A 16226-nucleotide genomic window follows, 5' to 3' on the forward strand; every position below is an offset into this window, starting at 1 on the left:
GTTCGAGTACGGGCACAGCGTGTGCGCCTTCTCGGCGACCTGCTGCGCCTGCTCCGGGCTGGCGTTCGGAACGTGGATGTCGAGCTCGACCGCGAGGCCGAATCCGCCGTCGTCGTTCTTGCCGATCGAGACGCTCGCCGACACGGCCGCGTCGGTCGTGTCGATCTTCAGCTCCCGGCCGGCGCCGTGCACGGCGCCGAGGAAGCAGGCGGAGTACCCGGCCGCGAACAGCTGCTCGGGGTTGGTGCCGTCCCCGGAGCCGCCGAGCTCCTGGGGCGGGCGGGTGTCGAGGTCGAGGCGGTCGTCCTCGGTGCGGACGTGGCCGTCGCGTCCTCCACCGGAGGCGTGGGCGATAGCGGTGTAGAGAGCTTCCATCCCCCCATCACACCACTCGTCGCCCGTGTGCCAGGTGAACGCCGGATGCACGTCCTTCCAGTGCGCGCTGCCCGCGGCCCGAGGATCCCCGGCAGGCCGAGTATCCGCCGACGATCCGGGCGCTGAGGCGTCAACCCCCTGACACCCCCTCCCCGCTCGGTGTGGCCTGGAGGGGCACGACCGGCGAGCGCCGGTCAGAACGGAGCAAGCATGCGCGCACTCACGTGGCAGGGCATCGAGAAGGTCTCGGTCGAGACCGTCCCCGACCCCCGCATCCAGCAGCCCACGGACGCGATCGTCCGCATCACCTCGACCGCGATCTGCGGATCGGACCTGCACCTCTACCGCCTCCTCGGGCCGTACCTCGACAAGGGCGACATCCTCGGCCACGAGCCGATGGGCGTCGTCGAGGAGGTGGGCGCCGGAGTGACCTCGCTGTCGGTCGGCGACCGCGTCGTCGTCCCCTTCAACATCGCCTGCGGCGAGTGCTTCATGTGCCGCCGCGGACTGCAGTCGCAGTGCGAGACGACGCAGGTCACCGAGTACCAGTCGGGCGCCGCGCTCTTCGGCTACACGAAGATGTACGGCCAGGTCCCCGGCGGCCAGGCGGAGTTCCTCCGCGTGCCGCTCGCCGACTACAACACCGTCAAGGTCGGCACCGACCTGCCCGACGACCGCTACCTCTTCCTCAGCGACATCGTGCCGACCGCCTGGCAGGGCGTCGACTACGCGCAGGTGCCGGAGGGAGGCACGCTGGCCGTCTACGGGCTCGGCCCGGTCGGTCAGTTCGCCGCCCGCATCGGCGTGCACAAGGGCTTCCGGGTCCTCGCGATCGACCCGGTCGCCGAGCGCCGCGCCATGGCGGCGCGTCACGGCGTCGAGGTGTTCGACCTCACGGACGACGTGGTCGCCGAGCTGCGCGACCTGACCGAGGGGCGCGGCCCGGACTCCGTCGTCGACGCGGTCGGCATGGAGGCGCACGGCTCGCCGGTCGGCTCGCTCGCGCAGTCGATGGCCGGCCTGCTGCCCGATCCGCTCGCGCGGAAGGCGATGGACACGGTCGGAGTGGACCGGCTCGCGGCGATCCAGGGCGGACTCGAGCTGGTGCGCCGCGGCGGCACCGTGTCGCTCAGCGGCGTGTACGGCGGCGAGGCGGATCCGCTGCCGCTGAAGTCGATGTTCGACAAGCAGGTCACGCTCAAGATGGGCCAGTGCAACGTGAAGCGCTGGATCGACGAGCTGCTGCCGCTGGTCGAGGATCCGAGCGACCCGCTGGGCGTCATGGACCTCGTCACGCACCACGCGCCGCTCGAGGACGCGCCGGGCCTCTACGAGACGTTCCAGAAGAAGGAGGACGGCTGCATCAAGGTCGTCCTGCAGCCGTAGGGCTCTGGCGGACACGGGGCTCTCGGCGGACGCGGGTCTCGATACGCCGCTGCGCGGCTACTCGACCAGCAGGTACAGGCGCCCGACCGCCGTCATCGGGCTACCCGGACGGCCCGCTCACCCCTTGCTGATCGAGTAGCCCTCGCAGAGGGCGTATCGAGATCCACGGACTCCGGAACTCCCGGCGGACGTGGATCTCGATACGCCGCTGCGTGGCTACTCGACCAGCGAGGCTGGTTGACGCACGAAGGCGGCGCCCCCGCGAGGGGAGCGCCGCCGACGTGAGCGACTGCCTACTTGAAGACGTCCTTGACGTCCTCGCCGACCTTCTTGGTCGAGGCGGCAGCCTGGTCCTTCTGGCCTTCGGCCTTCAGGTCCTGGTCGTTCTTGTGGTCGCCGACGGCTTCCTTCGCCTTGCCGGCGATGTCCTGAGCGGCGTTCTTGATCTTGTCATCGAGCCCCATAGGTGGTGCCTCCTTCACTGATCGTTGAGCACGACGTTAGGCATCGAAGCTCGCTACCACCTGAACAGGGGCAGGGGGTTGCGTCCCGGCCCGGGGAGGGCCAAGCTCCGCCCCTCAGGTCGCGGGAGTCGCCGTCTCGGACGCCGGAGTGTCCGACGGCGGATTCGTGGGCGTCTGCGTCGATCCGACGTCGGCGCTGGTCGGCACCGCGCTGCCCGACTGGTTCGGCGTCTGCGCGTCGCCCGTGCAGCCGGCCAGCAGGCCGACCATCAGGGCCGAGGCGCCGAGCGCACCGAGGATCCGTCGCCCGGTCACTTCTTGCTCACCGCGTCCTTGACCGCTCCGGTGACCTTCTCGACGATGTTGGGCTTGGGGTCGGTGCCGTAGAAGCGCGGGTCCGGCTGGGTGGCCGGCGGCATCGGGGCGCTGGTGGTCGGCCCGTCGTGGTAGCTGAACTCGCCCTTGCCGTCGGGGGTGGGGCCCGAGGCCCACGTGCCCTCCTTGGCGGCCTGCCCGTCCGAGAAGTTGAGGTACTGGTACGAGACCGAGCGCTCCTCGTTCGCGAGCGGGAAGTTCGAGGGCACCGGCAGGTCCTCCTTGCCCTCCGCGCGCAGCTCGGCGGCGGCCGCCACCCACTGGTTCTGGTGCATGGTGTCGCGCGCCAGGAGGAACGACATGAGGTCGCGCACGCCGTGGTCGTCGGTCATGTGGTAGAGCCGCGCCACCTGGAGGCGGCCCTGCATCTCGGCGTTCGCGTTGGCGGTGAAGTCGGCGAGCAGGTTGCCGCTGGCGGTGATGTAGGAGCCCTGCCAGGGGTTGCCCATGCTGTCGACGGGGCGGGCGCCGGCGCCGGCGACGATCGCGTGCTGGATGTCGGTGCCTCCGATGACCGCGGCGAGGACCGGGTCCTTCTTCATCGCGTCCTCGGACTGCTCGATCGGAGCCTTCTCGAGCAGCTGGGCGATCATCACCGCGATCATCTCCACGTGGCCGAACTCCTCGGCACCGATGCCGAACAGCAAGTCGCGGTACTTGCCGGGCTCGTGCGAGTTCCACGCCTGGAAGCCGTACTGCATGGCGACGGAGATCTCTCCGTACTGCCCGCCGAGGACCTCCTGGAACCTCCTCGCGAAGACCGCGTCGGGCTTGGAGGGCGACGACGTGAACTGCAATTCCTGCTTGTGGAAGAACATGCTGGTGGTTCCCTTTCCTCACAGATACGGGCGGGTGCGACCCCGTGTCCTCTCGACCGCAGGCAGCCCTGTCCGCGGGTCAGAAGGGGCTTGACTGCGGAGTGCTCCCTCCGCGGGACCGATGAACTGAGAGCGCTTTCCCGGCGACTCCGCAGTGTGCTCCGAGGCGCTCGACGGCCGTCGTCGTCGCGCCCCATCCGGGCGTCGCGGGGGCGCGATGGTAGACCTGTCCGCCGCCCGAGCGCTACGCCCTTCCCGCTTCCTGGGAGCGCTGCCCAGACTGGCCACTGCCGGCGCACCGATCCCCTCGGAGCGGCCCCGTCGGCACGCACACCTATTCCCCCGACTCGATCCTGGAAGGGACTGACGATGTCCACCATCGATCCCGATTCACCTCCGTTCGGCAACGGCGCGGCCAACTACGGCGCGACCGAGGCGAGCTACGACACCACGACGACCACCGGGACCACCGGCACTTCCGGCGCCTCCGGGACCTCCGGCGCGGTCGACACCGCGAAGGAGGCCGTCGGCACCGCGAAGGAGCAGGCCGGCTCCGTCGCCGGAGACGCCAAGCAGGCCGCCGGTGACGTGCTCTCCACCGGCAAGCAGGAGGCGGCGAACGTCGCCCACGAGGCCAAGGTGCAGGTCAAGGACCTCCTCGACCAGAGCCGCGGCCAGCTGACCGAGCAGGCGCACGCCCAGAAGGACAACGCCGCCAAGGGCGTCCGCGCCTTCAGCGACGACCTCACCTCACTCGCCAAGGGCGAGGGCGGGAGCAACGCCGCCACGAACCTCGTCTCGCAGCTCGCCGACCGCGCCCAGGGCGTGGCGTCGTGGCTCGAGGACCGCGAGCCCGCCGAACTGCTCGAGGACGTCAAGTCCTTCGCCCGCCGCCGTCCGGGTGCGTTCATCCTGATCGCCGCGGCCACCGGCCTCGTCGGCGGACGCCTCCTCCGCGCGCTCACCGCCGAGGCCAAGGACGAGAAGGAGGCCACCGCCTCCACCTCGGGCCCCGAGTACAGCGCCCCCGCCGCGTCCAGCGTCGACACCGCGTACGTCGACAGCCCCTTCGTCGACGACACCTACACGGGCACCACCGGCAGCAGCTCGCTCGAGCGCGACCACCTGCCCACCGTGCCGGTCGCCGACCCGCTGAGCACGCCGCCGACCTCGACGGGCTACGACACCTTCCCGGGCGGGAGCCGGCCATGACCGACTCCACCGGAGCGCATCGCGCCGGGTTCGGCGAGCCGACCCCCGACGAACGCGCCGCGACCACATCGCTGGGCGAGCTGCTCGGCGAGGTGTCCCGCGACCTCTCCACGCTGATCCGCCAGGAGATGGCGCTCGCCAAGGCCGAGATCAAGGAGTCCGCCGGCAAGGCGGGCAAGGGTGCAGGACTGCTCGGAGGCGCCGGCTACGCCGCGCTGATGGCCGTGCTGTTCCTCTCGATCGCCCTCTGGTGGGGCCTGGGTCACCTGATCGACAACGGCTGGTCGGCCGTCGTCGTCGCCGTGATCTGGGGCGTCATCGCCGCGATCCTCTACTCCGTCGGGCGCAAGAGCCTCAAGCAGGTGGAGGGCGCACCCGAGACGGTCGACTCCCTCAAGAAGATTCCCGAATCACTCAAGCCGAACGGGGCAGGACGATGACGTACGACGCAGCACAGAACAAGACCGCGGACGAGATCCGCGCCGACATCGAGCGCACCCGCGGCGAGCTGGGCACGGATGTGGACGCGCTGGCCGAGAAGGTCAGCCCGCACGCCATCGCTCAGCGCCAGACCGACAAGGTCAAGAACGCCGTCGGCTCGGTCCGCGACCGGGTGATGGGCAGCGTGCACGACGCGACCGACTCGGTCTCGGGCTCGGTCTCCGGAGCGGGCGACTCCGTCAAGGGCGCCGCCGGCTCGGTCAAGGGCAAGGCCGAGGGCAACCCGCTCGCGGTCGGTCTGATCGCGCTCGGCGCGGGCCTGCTCGTCGCCTCCCTCATCCCGGCGTCGAGCGCCGAGAAGCAGGCGGCGTCGAAGGTCAAGGACTCGGCTCAGCCGGTCGTCGACAAGGTCACCGACGCGGCGAAGGAGGCGGCGAGCGAGCTCCAGGAGCCCGCGCAGCAGGCCTTCGCGTCCGTCAAGGAGACCGCGACCGACGCCGCGGCGAACGTCAAGGACGCCGGCACGTCCGCGACCGAGGACGTCAAGGACTCGGCCCGCGAGGCCAAGCACGCGGTGCAGGAGAACGGACAGGCGTAGCCTCTCCCCCTCACACGAGAAGGGCGGCGGATCCTCGGATCCGCCGCCCTTCCGTGTTCCCGTCAGCCCCGCAGCGGCGGCGATCCCGCCTTCGTCGTGCGGTCGGCGAGTCCGGACAGCAGTTCGCGGAACGCGTCCTCGGCCGTCCGCGTCGGTTCCCAGCCGAGCACCTCGCGAGCCCGCTGGGTCGACATCACCGGCACGTTCGTCGCGATGTCGATCCACCCCGCGTCCGTGCGCTGGAGCCGCAGGTGCCAGGTGGCGGTGACGAGCGAGCGGATCAGGCCGGTCGGCGCCGGGATCCATCGTGCGCCGACCAGGTCCGCGATCCGCTGCGGCGTGAGCACCGGCTCGGCCGCGATGTTGAACGCGCCGCCGGCCCGGCGATCGATCGCCCGCCAGAAGGCGTCGGCGACGTCGTCCGCGTGCACCGCCTGGAAGATCATGGTGCGCGGCAGCGGCAGCACCGGCGGCCGGACCGCTCCGAGCCACCGCGTCGGGTAGCGCGGCCCCGCGAAGAGCCCGGCGATCTCGGTCGCCGCCGCCTTCTGGAACACGATGCCCGGCCGCAGCCGCGTGACGACGATCTCCGGATGCTCCGCCTCGAACACGTCGAGCGCCCGCTCGTTCGCCGCCTTGTGCACGCTGTACGTCGACGTGTGCAGCCCACCGGTCGGCCAGCTCTCGTCGACCCGCTCCGACTTCGGCGCCGCACTGTAGGCGCCGACGGAGGAGGCGACCGCCACCTGCCCGACCCCGCTCGCGGCGGCCGCCTCGAGCACCTTCGCGGTGCCTCCGACATCGACGAGCCGCTGGAACGCCGGGTCGTGGCTGGGCTGGATCGCCCACGCGAGGTGCACGACCGCGTCGACCCCCTCGAACGCCTCGCGCAGGAGCCGCGGCGCCGCACTCGACGCGACGTCGATCTCCTTCCACGTCGCTCCCCGGTACTCGGAGGAGTCGGGCCGGGGCGCTCGGCGCGCGATCCCGACGACCTCCACCGACTCCTCCCGCTCGAGCCGCCGCAGCAGCGCCGTCCCCAGGTTGCCCGTCGCTCCGACGATCGCGATCCGCATGTCGATGTCCTCCCCTGGCGGCAGGCGCCGCCGTGCTCCGAGGCTAGGCAGTGCTCCTCGGGTGCCGCGGCGGCTTGACAGCCCGCCCTCGAGCGCGGCGACGCGCCCGTGGCCGAGGTGCCGGCACGAGGCCCCCGCCCTCCCCTAGCCCAGCCCACCGCCCCCGCGCATCCCCGCGCGCCGCATCCGGCGGCTGCCTAGCCTGGGACGCATGCCACACCGCGATCCCGCCGTCCACCACGAGGTCGACGGCGTGCAGCTGCGCTCCTACGCCGTCGGTCCGCTCGACGCGCCCCGCACCTTCGTGCTCCTGCACGGCATCGGGATGTCGCACCGCACCTTCTCGCGCCTGGTCGCTCCGCTCCGGCGGCACGGCCGCGTGGTCGCCGTCGACCTCGCGGGATTCGGGGCCAACCGCCCGCCGAGGCGGCGCGTCGGCATCGCCGACCACGCGAGGTTCGTCGCCCGGGTGCTGGAGGATCGCGGCGTCACCCGCGCGATCGCCGTCGGCCACTCCATGGGCACGCAGGTCGCCGTCGAGCTGGCCGCGCTCGTCCCCGACGTCGTGGAGGGCGTCGTCCTCATCGGCCCCGTCGTCGACCCGCAGCGCCCCGGAGCCGTCCGGCAGGGCCTCGCGCTCGCCCGCGACTGCCTCGGCGAGCCGATCGGAGTCGACGCTCTGGTCCTCGGCGACTACCTGCGCGGAGGCATCGGCTGGTACCTGCGGCAGCTCCCCGAGATGCTGCACCACCCGATCGTCGAGCGGGCGGCCGTGCTCGCGCAGCCGGTGCTGATCGTCCGCGGCCACGACGACCCGATCGGGACGCGCGACTGGTGCACGCGGCTCGCCGATGCCTGCTCGGACGCCCGGGTGATCGAGCTCGGTCGCTCCCGCCACGTGGTCCCGCGCACCGAGCCCGAGGAGCTGGCTCGCGAGCTGGAGCGCTTCGCCGCTGCGATCGGGACGCCCACCGCGGCTCGCGGCGAGACGACCGCCGAGATCCCCGTCGTCGAGGCCGCGCGATGAACCGCAACGTCCGCGACGGCCTCTGGTGGATCCAGGACTACGCCTACGCCGTGGCCTGGCAGGTGCGCGGCTTCGTGTCGCGGCGCGCGCCCGACGACTACCTCGACGGCGACCGCCGGCCCGTGCTCGTGCTGCCCGGCATCTGGGAGACGTGGTCCTTCCTCCGCCCGATCATCGATCCGCTGCACCGGCGCGGTCATCCGCTGCACGTGCTCGACGACCTCGGCCGCAACGGCCGCCCGGTCGCCCGCACCGCCGAGGACGTCGCCGCCTACCTCGAGCGCCACGACCTGCGCGACGTGGTGATCGTCGCCCACAGCAAGGGCGGCCTGATCGGCAAGTACGTCATGACCGAGCTCGACCCCGACGGCCGGGTCGACCGCATGGTCGCGGTCTCGACCCCGTTCGGCGGCTCGCGCTACGCGCCCTACCTCGTGCTGAAGAGCCTCCGCTCGTTCTCGCCGCGCGACGCGACGACGCTGCTGCTGGCCAGCCGGGCGGGAGCGAACGCGCGCATCACCTCGGTCTTCGGCGTCTTCGACCCGCACATCCCCGAGGGCAGCATGCTCGAGGGCGCGGTGAACGTGCGGATCGAGACCGGCGGACACTTCCGGATCCTCGGGAACCCCGAGACGCTCGCGGCCGTGATCACCGCGGTGTCGGCCGAGGAGAGCGCCTGAGCGCCTACTCCTTCGCCGCCGACCGCCCCACGAAGTGCACGGAGCGGCGCCGCTCCGCCTCCTCGCGCACCTCCAGGTGCCGCACGACGAAGGCGCCCGCGAGGAACGCGTAGCCGACGCCCGATGCGACTCCGGCGGTGATCGAGAGGACCTGGAGCAGCAGCGCCAGCGTCGGCGACGAGCCCTGGTACGGCCCCCACACGAACGGCGCGATGTCGATCAGCAGGACGCGCAGCGCCACGGCGACGAGGCCGATGACGAACATGGCGCGCGAGGACAGCGTCGGGATCATGGGTCTCCTCAGGTCGTCCCCCCAGTCTCGTCCGCGCGCCGGGAGGAGTCGAGGGCCCCGTAGCGCGCGCTCCTCCCCGCTCGCAAACCCCTACCCCTCCGGGGGTGCCGAGCGGATGCTGATGGCATGGCTCCTGCGCGCACGACCGGACCGACCGAGCTCCTCCTGGTGCGCCACGGCGAGAGCGTCGCGAACGTCGCCGCCAGCGCGGCCGAGGCCGAGGGGGCTCTCGAGATCGCGGTCGACCGGCGCGACGCCGACGTCGAGCTGTCCGCGGCCGGGCAGGAGCAGGCCCACGCGCTCGGACGCTGGCTCGGCGGCGAGGCGGCCCCTGTCTCGGCCTGGAGCTCGCCCTTCGTCCGCGCGTCGTCGACCGCGCACCTGGCCCTCGCCGAGGCCGGCCTCGACCTGCCGCTCCGGATCGACGAGCGCCTCCGCGACCGCGACCTCGGCATCGCCGACCGGCTGACCACCGCCGGGTTCCGCGCCCGCTACCCCGACGAGGCGGCGCGGAGGGAGTGGCACGGCAAGTTCTACTACCGGCCGCCGGGCGGCGAGTCCTGGACCGACCTGGCGCTCCGGATGCGCTCGTTCCTCGACCACCTCGACGCCGCCGCGCCGACCGGGCCCGCGGTGCTGTTCTGCCACGACGCCGTCGTGCTCATCACCCGCTACGTCTGCGAGGGGCTGTCCGAGCGCGAGCTCCTCGACATCGGCGCCTCCACCCCCGTGGCCAACGCGTCGGTGACTCGCCTGATCCGAGGCGACGACGGCTGGAGCGTCGAGCGCTTCTCCAGCACCGAGCACCTGGAGCGGACCGGCGCGCCGGTCACCCGGCACGACGACCGCGACGAAGGAGAGGGAGACCCGCATGAGTGAGGTCATCGATCGCGCACTGCTCGAGGGGCGCTGGCCGCTGCCCGAGCCAGGAGGATCCAAGCACGCCCGCGGAGACGTGGTCGTGGTCGGCGGCGCGAGGAAGACCCCCGGCGCCGCCCTGCTCGCGGGGATCTCGGCGCTGCGGGTCGGCGCGGGCCGCATGACGCTCTGCGTCGCCGAGTCCGTCGCCTCCGCCACGGCGGTGGCGCTCCCCGAGTGCGGCGTCGTCCCGCTGCAGGAGTCGCGCACCGGGTCGATCACCGGCCGCGGTCTCGAGGCGCTCGAGGGCGAGCTCGCCTCGGCCGACGTCGCGCTGGTGGGCCCCGGCCTGGACGATCCGAAGGCGACGGCCGCCACGCTGCGGGCCCTCGCTCCGCTGCTGCGGGACGTGCCCGCCGTGCACCTGGACGCGTTCCCGCTCGGCGTCCTGCCGGGCCAGAAGCGGGTCGCCCGCTCGCTCGCGGGACGGCTCCTGATGACTCCGAACACCGCCGAGGCCGAGCGGCTGCTCGGGGCGCACGTCGAGGACGTCGAGACGGCCGCTGTCGCGATCGCGCGCCGCTACGAGGCGGTCGTGAGCCTGTTCAACGTCGTCGCGAGCCCGGACGGCGTGCTCGTGCACGCCGAGGGCGAGCACCCGGGCCTCGCGACGGCCGGGAGCGGCGACGTGCTCGCCGGCGCGACCGCGGGACTTCGCGCGCGAGGTCTCGACGGCGCCGGCGCGGCGGCCTGGGCGGTGCACCTGCACACCGAGGCCGACTCCCGCCTCACCGAGCGGATCGGCGCGGCCGGCTACCTGGCGCGCGAGATCCCCGCCGAGTTCCCGCCCCTGCTGCGCCCCTGAGCCACCCCCTCCGAGACACCGCGGATCTCGATACGGCCGCTGCGCGCCCTACTCGATCAGCAGAAGCTCTTGCTGGTCGAGTAGCCCCGAAGGGGCGTATCGAGACCCACGTCTCCCAGAAGATCAGTCTCTTCCGCGCCCCGCGCTGGCACCGAAGGCGCCCTCTCCGCTCGATACGGCCGCGCCGCGGCCTACTCGATCAGCGAGGGCGACCGCTCAGAGCGCGACGTCCGCGACCGAGAACGCGACTCCCGGAGTGATCAGGATCGCCGTCTTGCGCGGCTCACCCTCGCCCTGATTCACGATCAGCCAGCGCGACGCCTCGCCGTCGAGCGCCCGCTCCACATCGGCGCGCACCTCCGCGGCGCTCGTATCGGTCAGGCTGTACGGCGATCCGCCGTAGATGATCTCGACACGCTTCACAGGAGGGGCTCCTCGCTCGGGCGACTGCTCCCGTGCGGTTCCTCGCTGATGCGCAGACCGTGTGCGGTGTGCGAATCAGCCAGCAGCTGACGGATCCAGTCGGGGTTGATCGAGGGCGCGCGGCCCCCGTGGTACTTGAAGCGCAGCGGGATCGCGGGGTGCAGCCAGATCGAGGTGCGCCCGTCGCCGACCGCCTGAGAGTCCTTCCACGAGAAGTAGAAGGACTCGTTGCGCGACAGCTTCGAGCCGATGACGATCTGCAGGTGCGCCAGCAGGCGGTCGTCGAAGTCGGCCTCCAGAGTGGAGTCGTAGATCAGTCGGCCCATCAGGGCACTCTCCGTTCGGGCCGCGATGCTCGGCGGGGGCCGGGTGACGCCGGGGCAGCGCTCCCGCTCCGGTACTCGCGGCAGGAGCCGATCCTACCGAGACGTCCTCGTGCGGCCACCTCAGCGGACCTCGTCGTCGTCGAACCCGGTGAAGTCCAGGTCGGGCAGGTGCAGCGCGCTCTCGGCGTCCGCCGGCTCGGCGACGGGGTGCGAGACGCCCAGCCGCCCCGCCTCGCGCATCATCCGCGCGACGAGCTCCTCGTCCACGATCTCCTCGCCGTCGCTCTCCTCCGGCTCGCTGAGGAGCTGGCTCGCCGGGCCGATGAGCAGCGCGGCAGTGCCGAGCCCGCCGTCCTCGCGCCGGACAGGGATCTCGACCGCCGCGGATCCCCTCCGCAGCGCGAGCGCCTCGGCGTAGTGCACCAGCGACCGCGCGATGGCGCTGCCGGTCAGCACCGAGCTGCCCGCGTAGTGGATCCGTTCCATGCTCTCTTCCTACTCCTGTCCCGGATCGGGGGGCAGGAGTTGCGGGAGCGGGCCCGCCGTTGCTATCGGAGCGCCTCGAGGCGCCGGTCGAGGCCGTCGCGCACCGCCGGCCACTCCTCGCGGAGGATCGAGTGCACGGCCGTGTCGCGCCACGATCCGTCGGCCCGCCTCTGGTCGTGCCGCAGCACCCCCTCGAACGTCGCGCCCAGGCGGAGGATCGCGGCTCGCGACCGCGCGTTCACCGCGTCGGCCTGCAGCTTCACCCGCGAGTAGCCGCTGTCGAACGCGAGACCGAGCAGCAGCCGCTTCGTCTCGGGGTTCACCGCGGTGCCCCACACCTCGGGCGCGTAGGCGGTCCAGCCGAGATGCGCCGCCTCGCGCGTCTCGTCGAAGTCGGCGAGCGCCGTCGCCCCGACCACCCGCCCGTCGACGAGGACGGCGCACGGCAGCCCCTCCCACGGGTAGTAGCGGAGGAGGAACGCGCGGAAGGCGACCGGATCGGGCTCCAGTCCCGCTGCTCCTCCTCCGTAGCCGCCGGCGAAGACCTCGGGGCGCGCGATCGCGGCGTGCAGGCCGTCGAGGTGCTCCTCGCCGAGAGGCTCGAGCACGACGGTGCGGCCGACGAGGCGCACGGGGCCCGGGCGGCGCGGAGGGACGGGAGCGGAGTCGGTCACCCGGCCATTCTGGGTCCCCGCCGCCCCGGCGAGAGGTCCAGACCGCGTGCCAGCATGGGGTCCATGGCCGACTCCGCGCTGTTCGAGACCTCCGCCGCCGCCTTCGTCCGCCTGCTCGAGCGGATCCGCGACGACCAATGGACGCTGCCCGCCCTCGGCGAGTGGGACGTCCGTGGACTCGCCGGGCACACCTCGCGCGCGATCCTCACCGTCGAGGCGTACCTGGCCGCCCCGGAGCCGGCCGAGGCGACGGTTCCGGACGCGCTCGCCTACTACGGCGCCCTCGCCGGGAACATCGGCGACCCGGCGGCCGTCGCCCGGCGCGGAGTGGAGGCGGGCGTCGCGCTCGGCGACCGGCCCGCGGTGGTCGCGGCGGAGGCGCTGCGCCGCGCGTCGGCGCGTCTCGCCGAGCAGACGCCCGGTCGACTCGTCGCGGTGGGGCCGCACGCCCTCTCGCTCGACGAGTACCTCCGCACCCGCGTGCTCGAGCTGGTCGTGCACTCCGTCGACCTGTCGCGCGCGACGGGGGTGCCTCACGGGCTGACCGGCCCCGCTGTCGAGGCGGCCTGCGCGCTGGCGGGGTCGCTCGCGGCGAGGTCGGGGCGGGCGGAGGAGTTCCTCATGGCGGTCAGCGGGCGCGAGAGGCTGCCGGCCGGCTTCTCGGTCGTCTAACCCGGGCACGCGAGCACCCTGCTGATCGAGTAGGCCGCTTGCGGCCGTATCGAGATCCGCGCCCGCCGGACTGCTGGTTGACGCGGGTCTCGATACGCCGCTGCGCGGCTACTCGACCAGCGAAGGGGCCCTGCTGATCGAGTAAGCCGCACACGGCCGTATCGAGATCCGCATCCGCCCTACTGCCGGCGGAAGCAGCCCCGCTCAGGCCACCGCGAGCGCGGCGACCGGCGAGACCGTCGTCGCGCGGCGGGCGGGCAGCACCGCCGAGACGACAGTGATCACCACGCCCACGACCACCACCGAGACGAGGATCCCCACCGGGATCGTCGGCGGCACGAGGCCGATGCCGGGCAGCGAGCCGAAGATCGCGATCGCCCCGCTCCAGCCGTAGACCACGCCGAGCACGAGACCCAGCAGCGCCGCGGCGATGACCATCTGCGCCGCCTCGAGAACGACCATCCCGCGCACCTGCGAGCCCGTGAATCCGAGGGCGCGGAGCAGCCCCAGCTCGCGGCGCCGCTGCAGCACGCTGAGCGACAGGGTGTTGACCATGCCGACGGCGGCGAGGAGGACCGAGAAGCCGAGCAGGACGCTCATGATCGCGGTGCTGATCGAGACGAACTGGTCGAGGGCGGCGAACGTCGCAGGGTCCATGTCCTCGGACATCCGCATGATAGTGGCGAAGGTCGCGGCGGCGACCGCGAACATCGTGACGAGCGTCACTCCGATCACCAGCCCGATGACCGCGCGGGCGCTGCGGGCGGGGTTCCTGATCGCGTTCGCCGAGGCGAGGCGCGCGACGGACCCGCCGCCGAACGCCCGGCCGACCAGCGAGGTCAGCGGAGGGAGGAGCACGGGAGCGCCCAGGATGACGCCCGTGAACGAGACCATGCCGCCGACCAGGCCGAGCAGCACGCCGAACGGGCTCACCAGCCCGGCCACGACGCCCGCGCCCAGCAGGGCGAAGCCGAGCACGACGAACGCGATCGCGAGGGCGTTGCGTCCGCGGCGCCCGCGCAGCTCGTCGTAGCGCGGCTCCGCGGCGGATCCCGCGGCCTCGGCCGGCGAGACCGAGAGCACGCGCCGCGATCCGCCCCACGACGCGATCACGGTCGACGCGATCACCGCGACGGCCGGCAGCACCAGGGCAGGCGAGACCAGCGGGTAGTCGATGCGCGAGAACGTGCCCGTGGCGATGGCGAGCTCGGCGCCGGCCGCCACGAGCACGACGGCGGCGACGAGGCCGATGACCGCGCCGAGCACCCCCTGCACGAGGCCGTTCCGCACCACTTCGGCGCGCAGCGAGCGACCGGAGGCGCCCAGCAGGCGCAGGAGGGAGATCTCGCGGGTGCGCCCCGCGATCACGGTCGACACGGCGTTCGAGGTCACGATGCCGCCGACGAACACGGCGATCCCGAAGAACACCGCACCGACGACTCCGAGGGTCGTCGCGGCCTGCTCGATGCCGTCGAGGCCGGCGTCCTGGAACGCGGCGACCATGTCGGCGACGACCATGACGAGCACGCCGCCGAACGCCGCCGAGAGGGCCGCGACCGTGACGATCGCTCCTCCGCCCTGGCGGGAGCCCGTGCGCACGCCGCTCACGCCGCGGCCTCCATCTCGAGCATCGCGCGCGAGACCTCCTCGGCGCTCATGCCGCGGCGGTCGTCGACGACGGCGCCGTCGCGGAGGAACACGATGCGGTCGGCGTACGCGGCCGCGATCGGGTCGTGGGTCACCATCGCGATCGACTGGCCGTACTCGCGGGTGGAGGCGCGCAGCAGCGTGAGGACCTCGCGGCCGGTGCGCGAGTCGAGGTTGCCGGTGGGCTCGTCGGCGAAGATCAGCTGCGGCCGGGTCGCGAGGGCGCGGGCGATGGCGACGCGCTGCTGCTGGCCGCCCGAGAGCTCGTAGGGCCGGTGGGTGAGGCGCTCGCGCAGTCCGAGGGACTCGATGAGGCTCGCGATCCACGCCTCCTCGTCGGCGGTGACGCGGCGGCCGTCGAGCTCGAACGGCAGGCGGATGTTGCCGCGCACGTCGAGCGTGGGGATCAGGTTGAACGCCTGGAAGACGAAGCCCACCTCGCGGCGGCGGAGCATCGTCAGCTCGGCGTCGCCGAGGCCGCTGATCTCGGTGTCGCCGAGGAACACGCGTCCGTCGGTGGCCGTGTCCAGGCCGGCGAGGACGTGCATGAGGGTCGACTTGCCGGAGCCGCTCGGACCCATGACGGCGGTGAACTCGCCGCGCTGGATCGAGAGGGTGACGCCGTCGAGAGCGACGACGGGGGGCGTGCTGCCGTACAGCTTGCGCACGTTCTCGACGCGCGCCACGACGGTGGAGGTCTGGTTCTGCATGTCCTCGACGCTACGGAGCGGGTCGCGTCGCGGGCGTCGCCCGTGGGTGGTCGCGGAGTCATCCTTCCGGGGGACGAGGCGTGGTCCTGCGGGTCGGGGCGGGCGAACCGCGGCGGCGCGGGACAGCGGCGGCGCGGGACAGCGGCTGGCGCGAGTCAGCGCGGCCGCAACCCGGCCCGGCGGAGCGCGAGGGCGGCGAGAGCCCGCGTCGCCGCGTGGTCGCCCGTGCGCCACCCGGGGACGGCGTCCGGGTGCGCCGCGAGGATCTCGCGCGGCGACGCCTCCGTCAGCGCACGCAGCGCCAGGAGATCGGAACCCGCGGCCGTCGTCCCCAGCGCCCGGAGCTCGGCGGTGCGCCGGGCGAAGCGCAGTCGCGGACGCAGCCAGAGCACGGCCAGGAGCAGGAGCGGCAGCCCGCCGACGGCCAGGCCCGCCACGATCGCGAGGGCTCCCGCGAGCTGCTGCTGGTCGCGACCCGCGGCGGCCAGCACGGAGCCGGCTCCGCTCGCCTCGTCGAAGGGCGCGCGCACGGCGTCTCCGAGCAGCGGGATGCCGCCGAGCGTGGTCCCGGCGTCGGACATGGTGGAGCCGAATCCGCTGCCCGCGCTCTCGAGGCGGCGTCCGATGTCGGCCAGCCCGGCGATCAGGCCGCCCACGGCGACGCCGGCCGCGATCGCGATCACGGCGACGGCGATCGCCAGGGCGTCGGCCGTGATCTGCCGCGCACGCACGGCGGGGAGGTCCGCGTAGATCTGCATCCGCCGATCATCCCCCGCCCGAGGATGCAGATGCGCCCCCTTGCCGATCCGCCGGGGGAGGCG

22 protein-coding genes are annotated in these 16226 nt (G+C 73.0%); 9 read left to right on the top strand and 13 right to left on the bottom strand.

The window, feature by feature from the left end:
* Positions 1 to 375, bottom strand: a 375-nt coding sequence (locus tag ASF46_RS16660) for an organic hydroperoxide resistance protein (RefSeq protein WP_056868686.1), incomplete at its 3' end; no start/stop codon positions are given.
* Between the two features lie 210 nt (positions 376 to 585).
* On the opposite strand from ASF46_RS16660, the gene ASF46_RS16665 reads away from it, so the two are divergent.
* A complete protein-coding gene (locus ASF46_RS16665) occupies positions 586 to 1761 on the top strand; it encodes a zinc-dependent alcohol dehydrogenase (RefSeq protein ID WP_056868687.1) in 1176 nt (391 codons plus the stop codon).
* 293 nt (positions 1762 to 2054) lie between these two features.
* On the opposite strand, the gene ASF46_RS16670 is transcribed toward ASF46_RS16665, so the two are convergent.
* From ASF46_RS16670 to ASF46_RS16680, 3 genes are all read right to left on the bottom strand, one after another.
* Positions 2055 to 2225 carry a CsbD family protein gene (locus ASF46_RS16670; protein WP_055794249.1) on the bottom strand — a complete coding sequence of 57 codons (171 nt, stop codon included), beginning with the start codon at positions 2223 to 2225 and terminating at the stop codon, positions 2055 to 2057.
* Between the two features lie 114 nt (positions 2226 to 2339).
* Positions 2340 to 2540, bottom strand: coding sequence for a hypothetical protein (locus tag ASF46_RS16675; RefSeq protein ID WP_056868688.1), 201 nt, complete (start codon positions 2538 to 2540; stop codon positions 2340 to 2342).
* Positions 2537 to 3418, bottom strand: a complete 882-nt coding sequence (locus ASF46_RS16680; protein ID WP_056868689.1) for a manganese catalase family protein — start codon at positions 3416 to 3418, stop codon at positions 2537 to 2539. Before ASF46_RS16680 ends, ASF46_RS16675 begins: the two co-directional genes overlap by 4 nt.
* A 369-nt stretch (positions 3419 to 3787) precedes the next feature.
* On the opposite strand from ASF46_RS16680, the gene ASF46_RS16685 reads away from it, so the two are divergent.
* The 3 genes from ASF46_RS16685 to ASF46_RS16695 are packed head-to-tail and all read left to right on the top strand — an operon-like array spanning position 3788 to position 5669.
* Complete coding sequence (locus ASF46_RS16685) at positions 3788 to 4630, top strand: hypothetical protein (protein WP_056868690.1); 843 nt, start codon at positions 3788 to 3790, stop codon at positions 4628 to 4630.
* Positions 4627 to 5070 (top strand): phage holin family protein, encoded by a 444-nt coding sequence (locus ASF46_RS16690; protein ID WP_056868691.1) that lies wholly within the window; start codon positions 4627 to 4629, stop codon positions 5068 to 5070. Before ASF46_RS16685 ends, ASF46_RS16690 begins: the two co-directional genes overlap by 4 nt.
* Positions 5067 to 5669, top strand: coding sequence for a DUF3618 domain-containing protein (locus ASF46_RS16695; RefSeq protein WP_056868692.1), 603 nt, complete (start codon positions 5067 to 5069; stop codon positions 5667 to 5669). Before ASF46_RS16690 ends, ASF46_RS16695 begins: the two co-directional genes overlap by 4 nt.
* A gap of 62 nt (positions 5670 to 5731) precedes the next feature.
* On the opposite strand, the gene ASF46_RS16700 is transcribed toward ASF46_RS16695, so the two are convergent.
* Positions 5732 to 6745 carry an NAD-dependent epimerase/dehydratase family protein gene (locus tag ASF46_RS16700; protein ID WP_056868693.1) on the bottom strand — a complete coding sequence of 338 codons (1014 nt, stop codon included), beginning with the start codon at positions 6743 to 6745 and terminating at the stop codon, positions 5732 to 5734.
* 211 nt (positions 6746 to 6956) lie between these two features.
* Here ASF46_RS16700 and ASF46_RS16705 point away from each other — a divergent pair, with 211 nt between their 5' ends.
* Both ASF46_RS16705 and ASF46_RS16710 read left to right on the top strand, forming a co-directional pair.
* A complete protein-coding gene (locus tag ASF46_RS16705; protein WP_056868694.1) occupies positions 6957 to 7772 on the top strand; it encodes an alpha/beta fold hydrolase in 816 nt (271 codons plus the stop codon).
* On the top strand, positions 7769 to 8452 hold the full coding sequence (locus tag ASF46_RS16710) for an esterase/lipase family protein (protein WP_056868695.1): 684 nt from the start codon (positions 7769 to 7771) through the stop codon (positions 8450 to 8452). Before ASF46_RS16705 ends, ASF46_RS16710 begins: the two co-directional genes overlap by 4 nt.
* A gap of 4 nt (positions 8453 to 8456) precedes the next feature.
* On the opposite strand, the gene ASF46_RS16715 is transcribed toward ASF46_RS16710, so the two are convergent.
* Positions 8457 to 8744, bottom strand: a complete 288-nt coding sequence (locus ASF46_RS16715) for a hypothetical protein (protein WP_056868696.1) — start codon at positions 8742 to 8744, stop codon at positions 8457 to 8459.
* Between the two features lie 126 nt (positions 8745 to 8870).
* Here ASF46_RS16715 and ASF46_RS16720 point away from each other — a divergent pair, with 126 nt between their 5' ends.
* On the top strand, positions 8871 to 9623 hold the full coding sequence (locus ASF46_RS16720) for a histidine phosphatase family protein (RefSeq protein WP_056868697.1): 753 nt from the start codon (positions 8871 to 8873) through the stop codon (positions 9621 to 9623).
* Positions 9616 to 10467, top strand: a complete 852-nt coding sequence (locus ASF46_RS16725; protein ID WP_056868698.1) for an ADP-dependent NAD(P)H-hydrate dehydratase — start codon at positions 9616 to 9618, stop codon at positions 10465 to 10467. Before ASF46_RS16720 ends, ASF46_RS16725 begins: the two co-directional genes overlap by 8 nt.
* Before the next feature lie 216 nt (positions 10468 to 10683).
* Here the strand turns inward: ASF46_RS16725 and ASF46_RS16730 are convergent, their stop codons facing one another.
* The 4 genes from ASF46_RS16730 to ASF46_RS16745 form a co-directional block, all read right to left on the bottom strand.
* Positions 10684 to 10890: a hypothetical protein gene (locus ASF46_RS16730; protein ID WP_055794225.1), complete on the bottom strand. Its 207-nt coding sequence runs from the start codon at positions 10888 to 10890 to the stop codon at positions 10684 to 10686.
* Positions 10887 to 11216: a hypothetical protein gene (locus ASF46_RS16735; RefSeq protein WP_056868699.1), complete on the bottom strand. Its 330-nt coding sequence runs from the start codon at positions 11214 to 11216 to the stop codon at positions 10887 to 10889. Before ASF46_RS16735 ends, ASF46_RS16730 begins: the two co-directional genes overlap by 4 nt.
* A 120-nt stretch (positions 11217 to 11336) precedes the next feature.
* Positions 11337 to 11702, bottom strand: a complete 366-nt coding sequence (locus ASF46_RS16740; protein WP_056868700.1) for a hypothetical protein — start codon at positions 11700 to 11702, stop codon at positions 11337 to 11339.
* Positions 11703 to 11764: 62 nt separating this feature from the next.
* Entirely contained in the window at positions 11765 to 12376 is a 612-nt protein-coding gene (locus tag ASF46_RS16745) for a GNAT family N-acetyltransferase (RefSeq protein WP_056868701.1), read from the bottom strand.
* 63 nt (positions 12377 to 12439) lie between these two features.
* Here ASF46_RS16745 and ASF46_RS16750 point away from each other — a divergent pair, with 63 nt between their 5' ends.
* Positions 12440 to 13048, top strand: a complete 609-nt coding sequence (locus ASF46_RS16750) for a maleylpyruvate isomerase family mycothiol-dependent enzyme (protein WP_056868702.1) — start codon at positions 12440 to 12442, stop codon at positions 13046 to 13048.
* Positions 13049 to 13252: 204 nt separating this feature from the next.
* Here ASF46_RS16750 and ASF46_RS16755 read toward each other — a convergent pair whose 3' ends face one another.
* The 3 genes from ASF46_RS16755 to ASF46_RS16765 form a co-directional block, all read right to left on the bottom strand.
* A complete protein-coding gene (locus ASF46_RS16755) occupies positions 13253 to 14656 on the bottom strand; it encodes an ABC transporter permease (protein ID WP_056868703.1) in 1404 nt (467 codons plus the stop codon).
* Positions 14653 to 15405, bottom strand: coding sequence for an ABC transporter ATP-binding protein (locus ASF46_RS16760; protein ID WP_055794208.1), 753 nt, complete (start codon positions 15403 to 15405; stop codon positions 14653 to 14655). Before ASF46_RS16760 ends, ASF46_RS16755 begins: the two co-directional genes overlap by 4 nt.
* A 155-nt stretch (positions 15406 to 15560) precedes the next feature.
* A complete protein-coding gene (locus ASF46_RS16765; protein ID WP_056868704.1) occupies positions 15561 to 16163 on the bottom strand; it encodes a hypothetical protein in 603 nt (200 codons plus the stop codon).
* Between the last annotated feature and the right edge of the window lie 63 nt (positions 16164 to 16226).

It is taken from the genome of Rathayibacter sp. Leaf296 (assembly GCF_001423045.1).
In the GTDB taxonomy this organism is placed as follows: domain Bacteria; phylum Actinomycetota; class Actinomycetes; order Actinomycetales; family Microbacteriaceae; genus Rathayibacter; species Rathayibacter caricis.

Bases quoted from the DNA above. Each gene is read 5' to 3' on its own strand.
- ASF46_RS16665 (WP_056868687.1), top strand. From the start codon at position 586: ATGCGCGCACTCACGTGGCAGGGCATCGAGAAGGTCTCGGTCGAGACC.
- ASF46_RS16670 (WP_055794249.1), bottom strand. From the start codon at position 2,225: ATGGGGCTCGATGACAAGATCAAGAACGCCGCTCAGGACATCGCCGGC.
- ASF46_RS16680 (WP_056868689.1), bottom strand. From the start codon at position 3,418: ATGTTCTTCCACAAGCAGGAATTGCAGTTCACGTCGTCGCCCTCCAAG.
- ASF46_RS16685 (WP_056868690.1), top strand. From the start codon at position 3,788: ATGTCCACCATCGATCCCGATTCACCTCCGTTCGGCAACGGCGCGGCC.
- ASF46_RS16690 (WP_056868691.1), top strand. From the start codon at position 4,627: ATGACCGACTCCACCGGAGCGCATCGCGCCGGGTTCGGCGAGCCGACC.
- ASF46_RS16695 (WP_056868692.1), top strand. From the start codon at position 5,067: ATGACGTACGACGCAGCACAGAACAAGACCGCGGACGAGATCCGCGCC.
- ASF46_RS16700 (WP_056868693.1), bottom strand. From the start codon at position 6,745: ATGCGGATCGCGATCGTCGGAGCGACGGGCAACCTGGGGACGGCGCTG.
- ASF46_RS16705 (WP_056868694.1), top strand. From the start codon at position 6,957: ATGCCACACCGCGATCCCGCCGTCCACCACGAGGTCGACGGCGTGCAG.
- ASF46_RS16710 (WP_056868695.1), top strand. From the start codon at position 7,769: ATGAACCGCAACGTCCGCGACGGCCTCTGGTGGATCCAGGACTACGCC.
- ASF46_RS16715 (WP_056868696.1), bottom strand. From the start codon at position 8,744: ATGATCCCGACGCTGTCCTCGCGCGCCATGTTCGTCATCGGCCTCGTC.
- ASF46_RS16720 (WP_056868697.1), top strand. From the start codon at position 8,871: ATGGCTCCTGCGCGCACGACCGGACCGACCGAGCTCCTCCTGGTGCGC.
- ASF46_RS16725 (WP_056868698.1), top strand. From the start codon at position 9,616: ATGAGTGAGGTCATCGATCGCGCACTGCTCGAGGGGCGCTGGCCGCTG.
- ASF46_RS16735 (WP_056868699.1), bottom strand. From the start codon at position 11,216: ATGGGCCGACTGATCTACGACTCCACTCTGGAGGCCGACTTCGACGAC.
- ASF46_RS16740 (WP_056868700.1), bottom strand. From the start codon at position 11,702: ATGGAACGGATCCACTACGCGGGCAGCTCGGTGCTGACCGGCAGCGCC.
- ASF46_RS16750 (WP_056868702.1), top strand. From the start codon at position 12,440: ATGGCCGACTCCGCGCTGTTCGAGACCTCCGCCGCCGCCTTCGTCCGC.
- ASF46_RS16760 (WP_055794208.1), bottom strand. From the start codon at position 15,405: ATGCAGAACCAGACCTCCACCGTCGTGGCGCGCGTCGAGAACGTGCGC.
- ASF46_RS16765 (WP_056868704.1), bottom strand. From the start codon at position 16,163: ATGCAGATCTACGCGGACCTCCCCGCCGTGCGTGCGCGGCAGATCACG.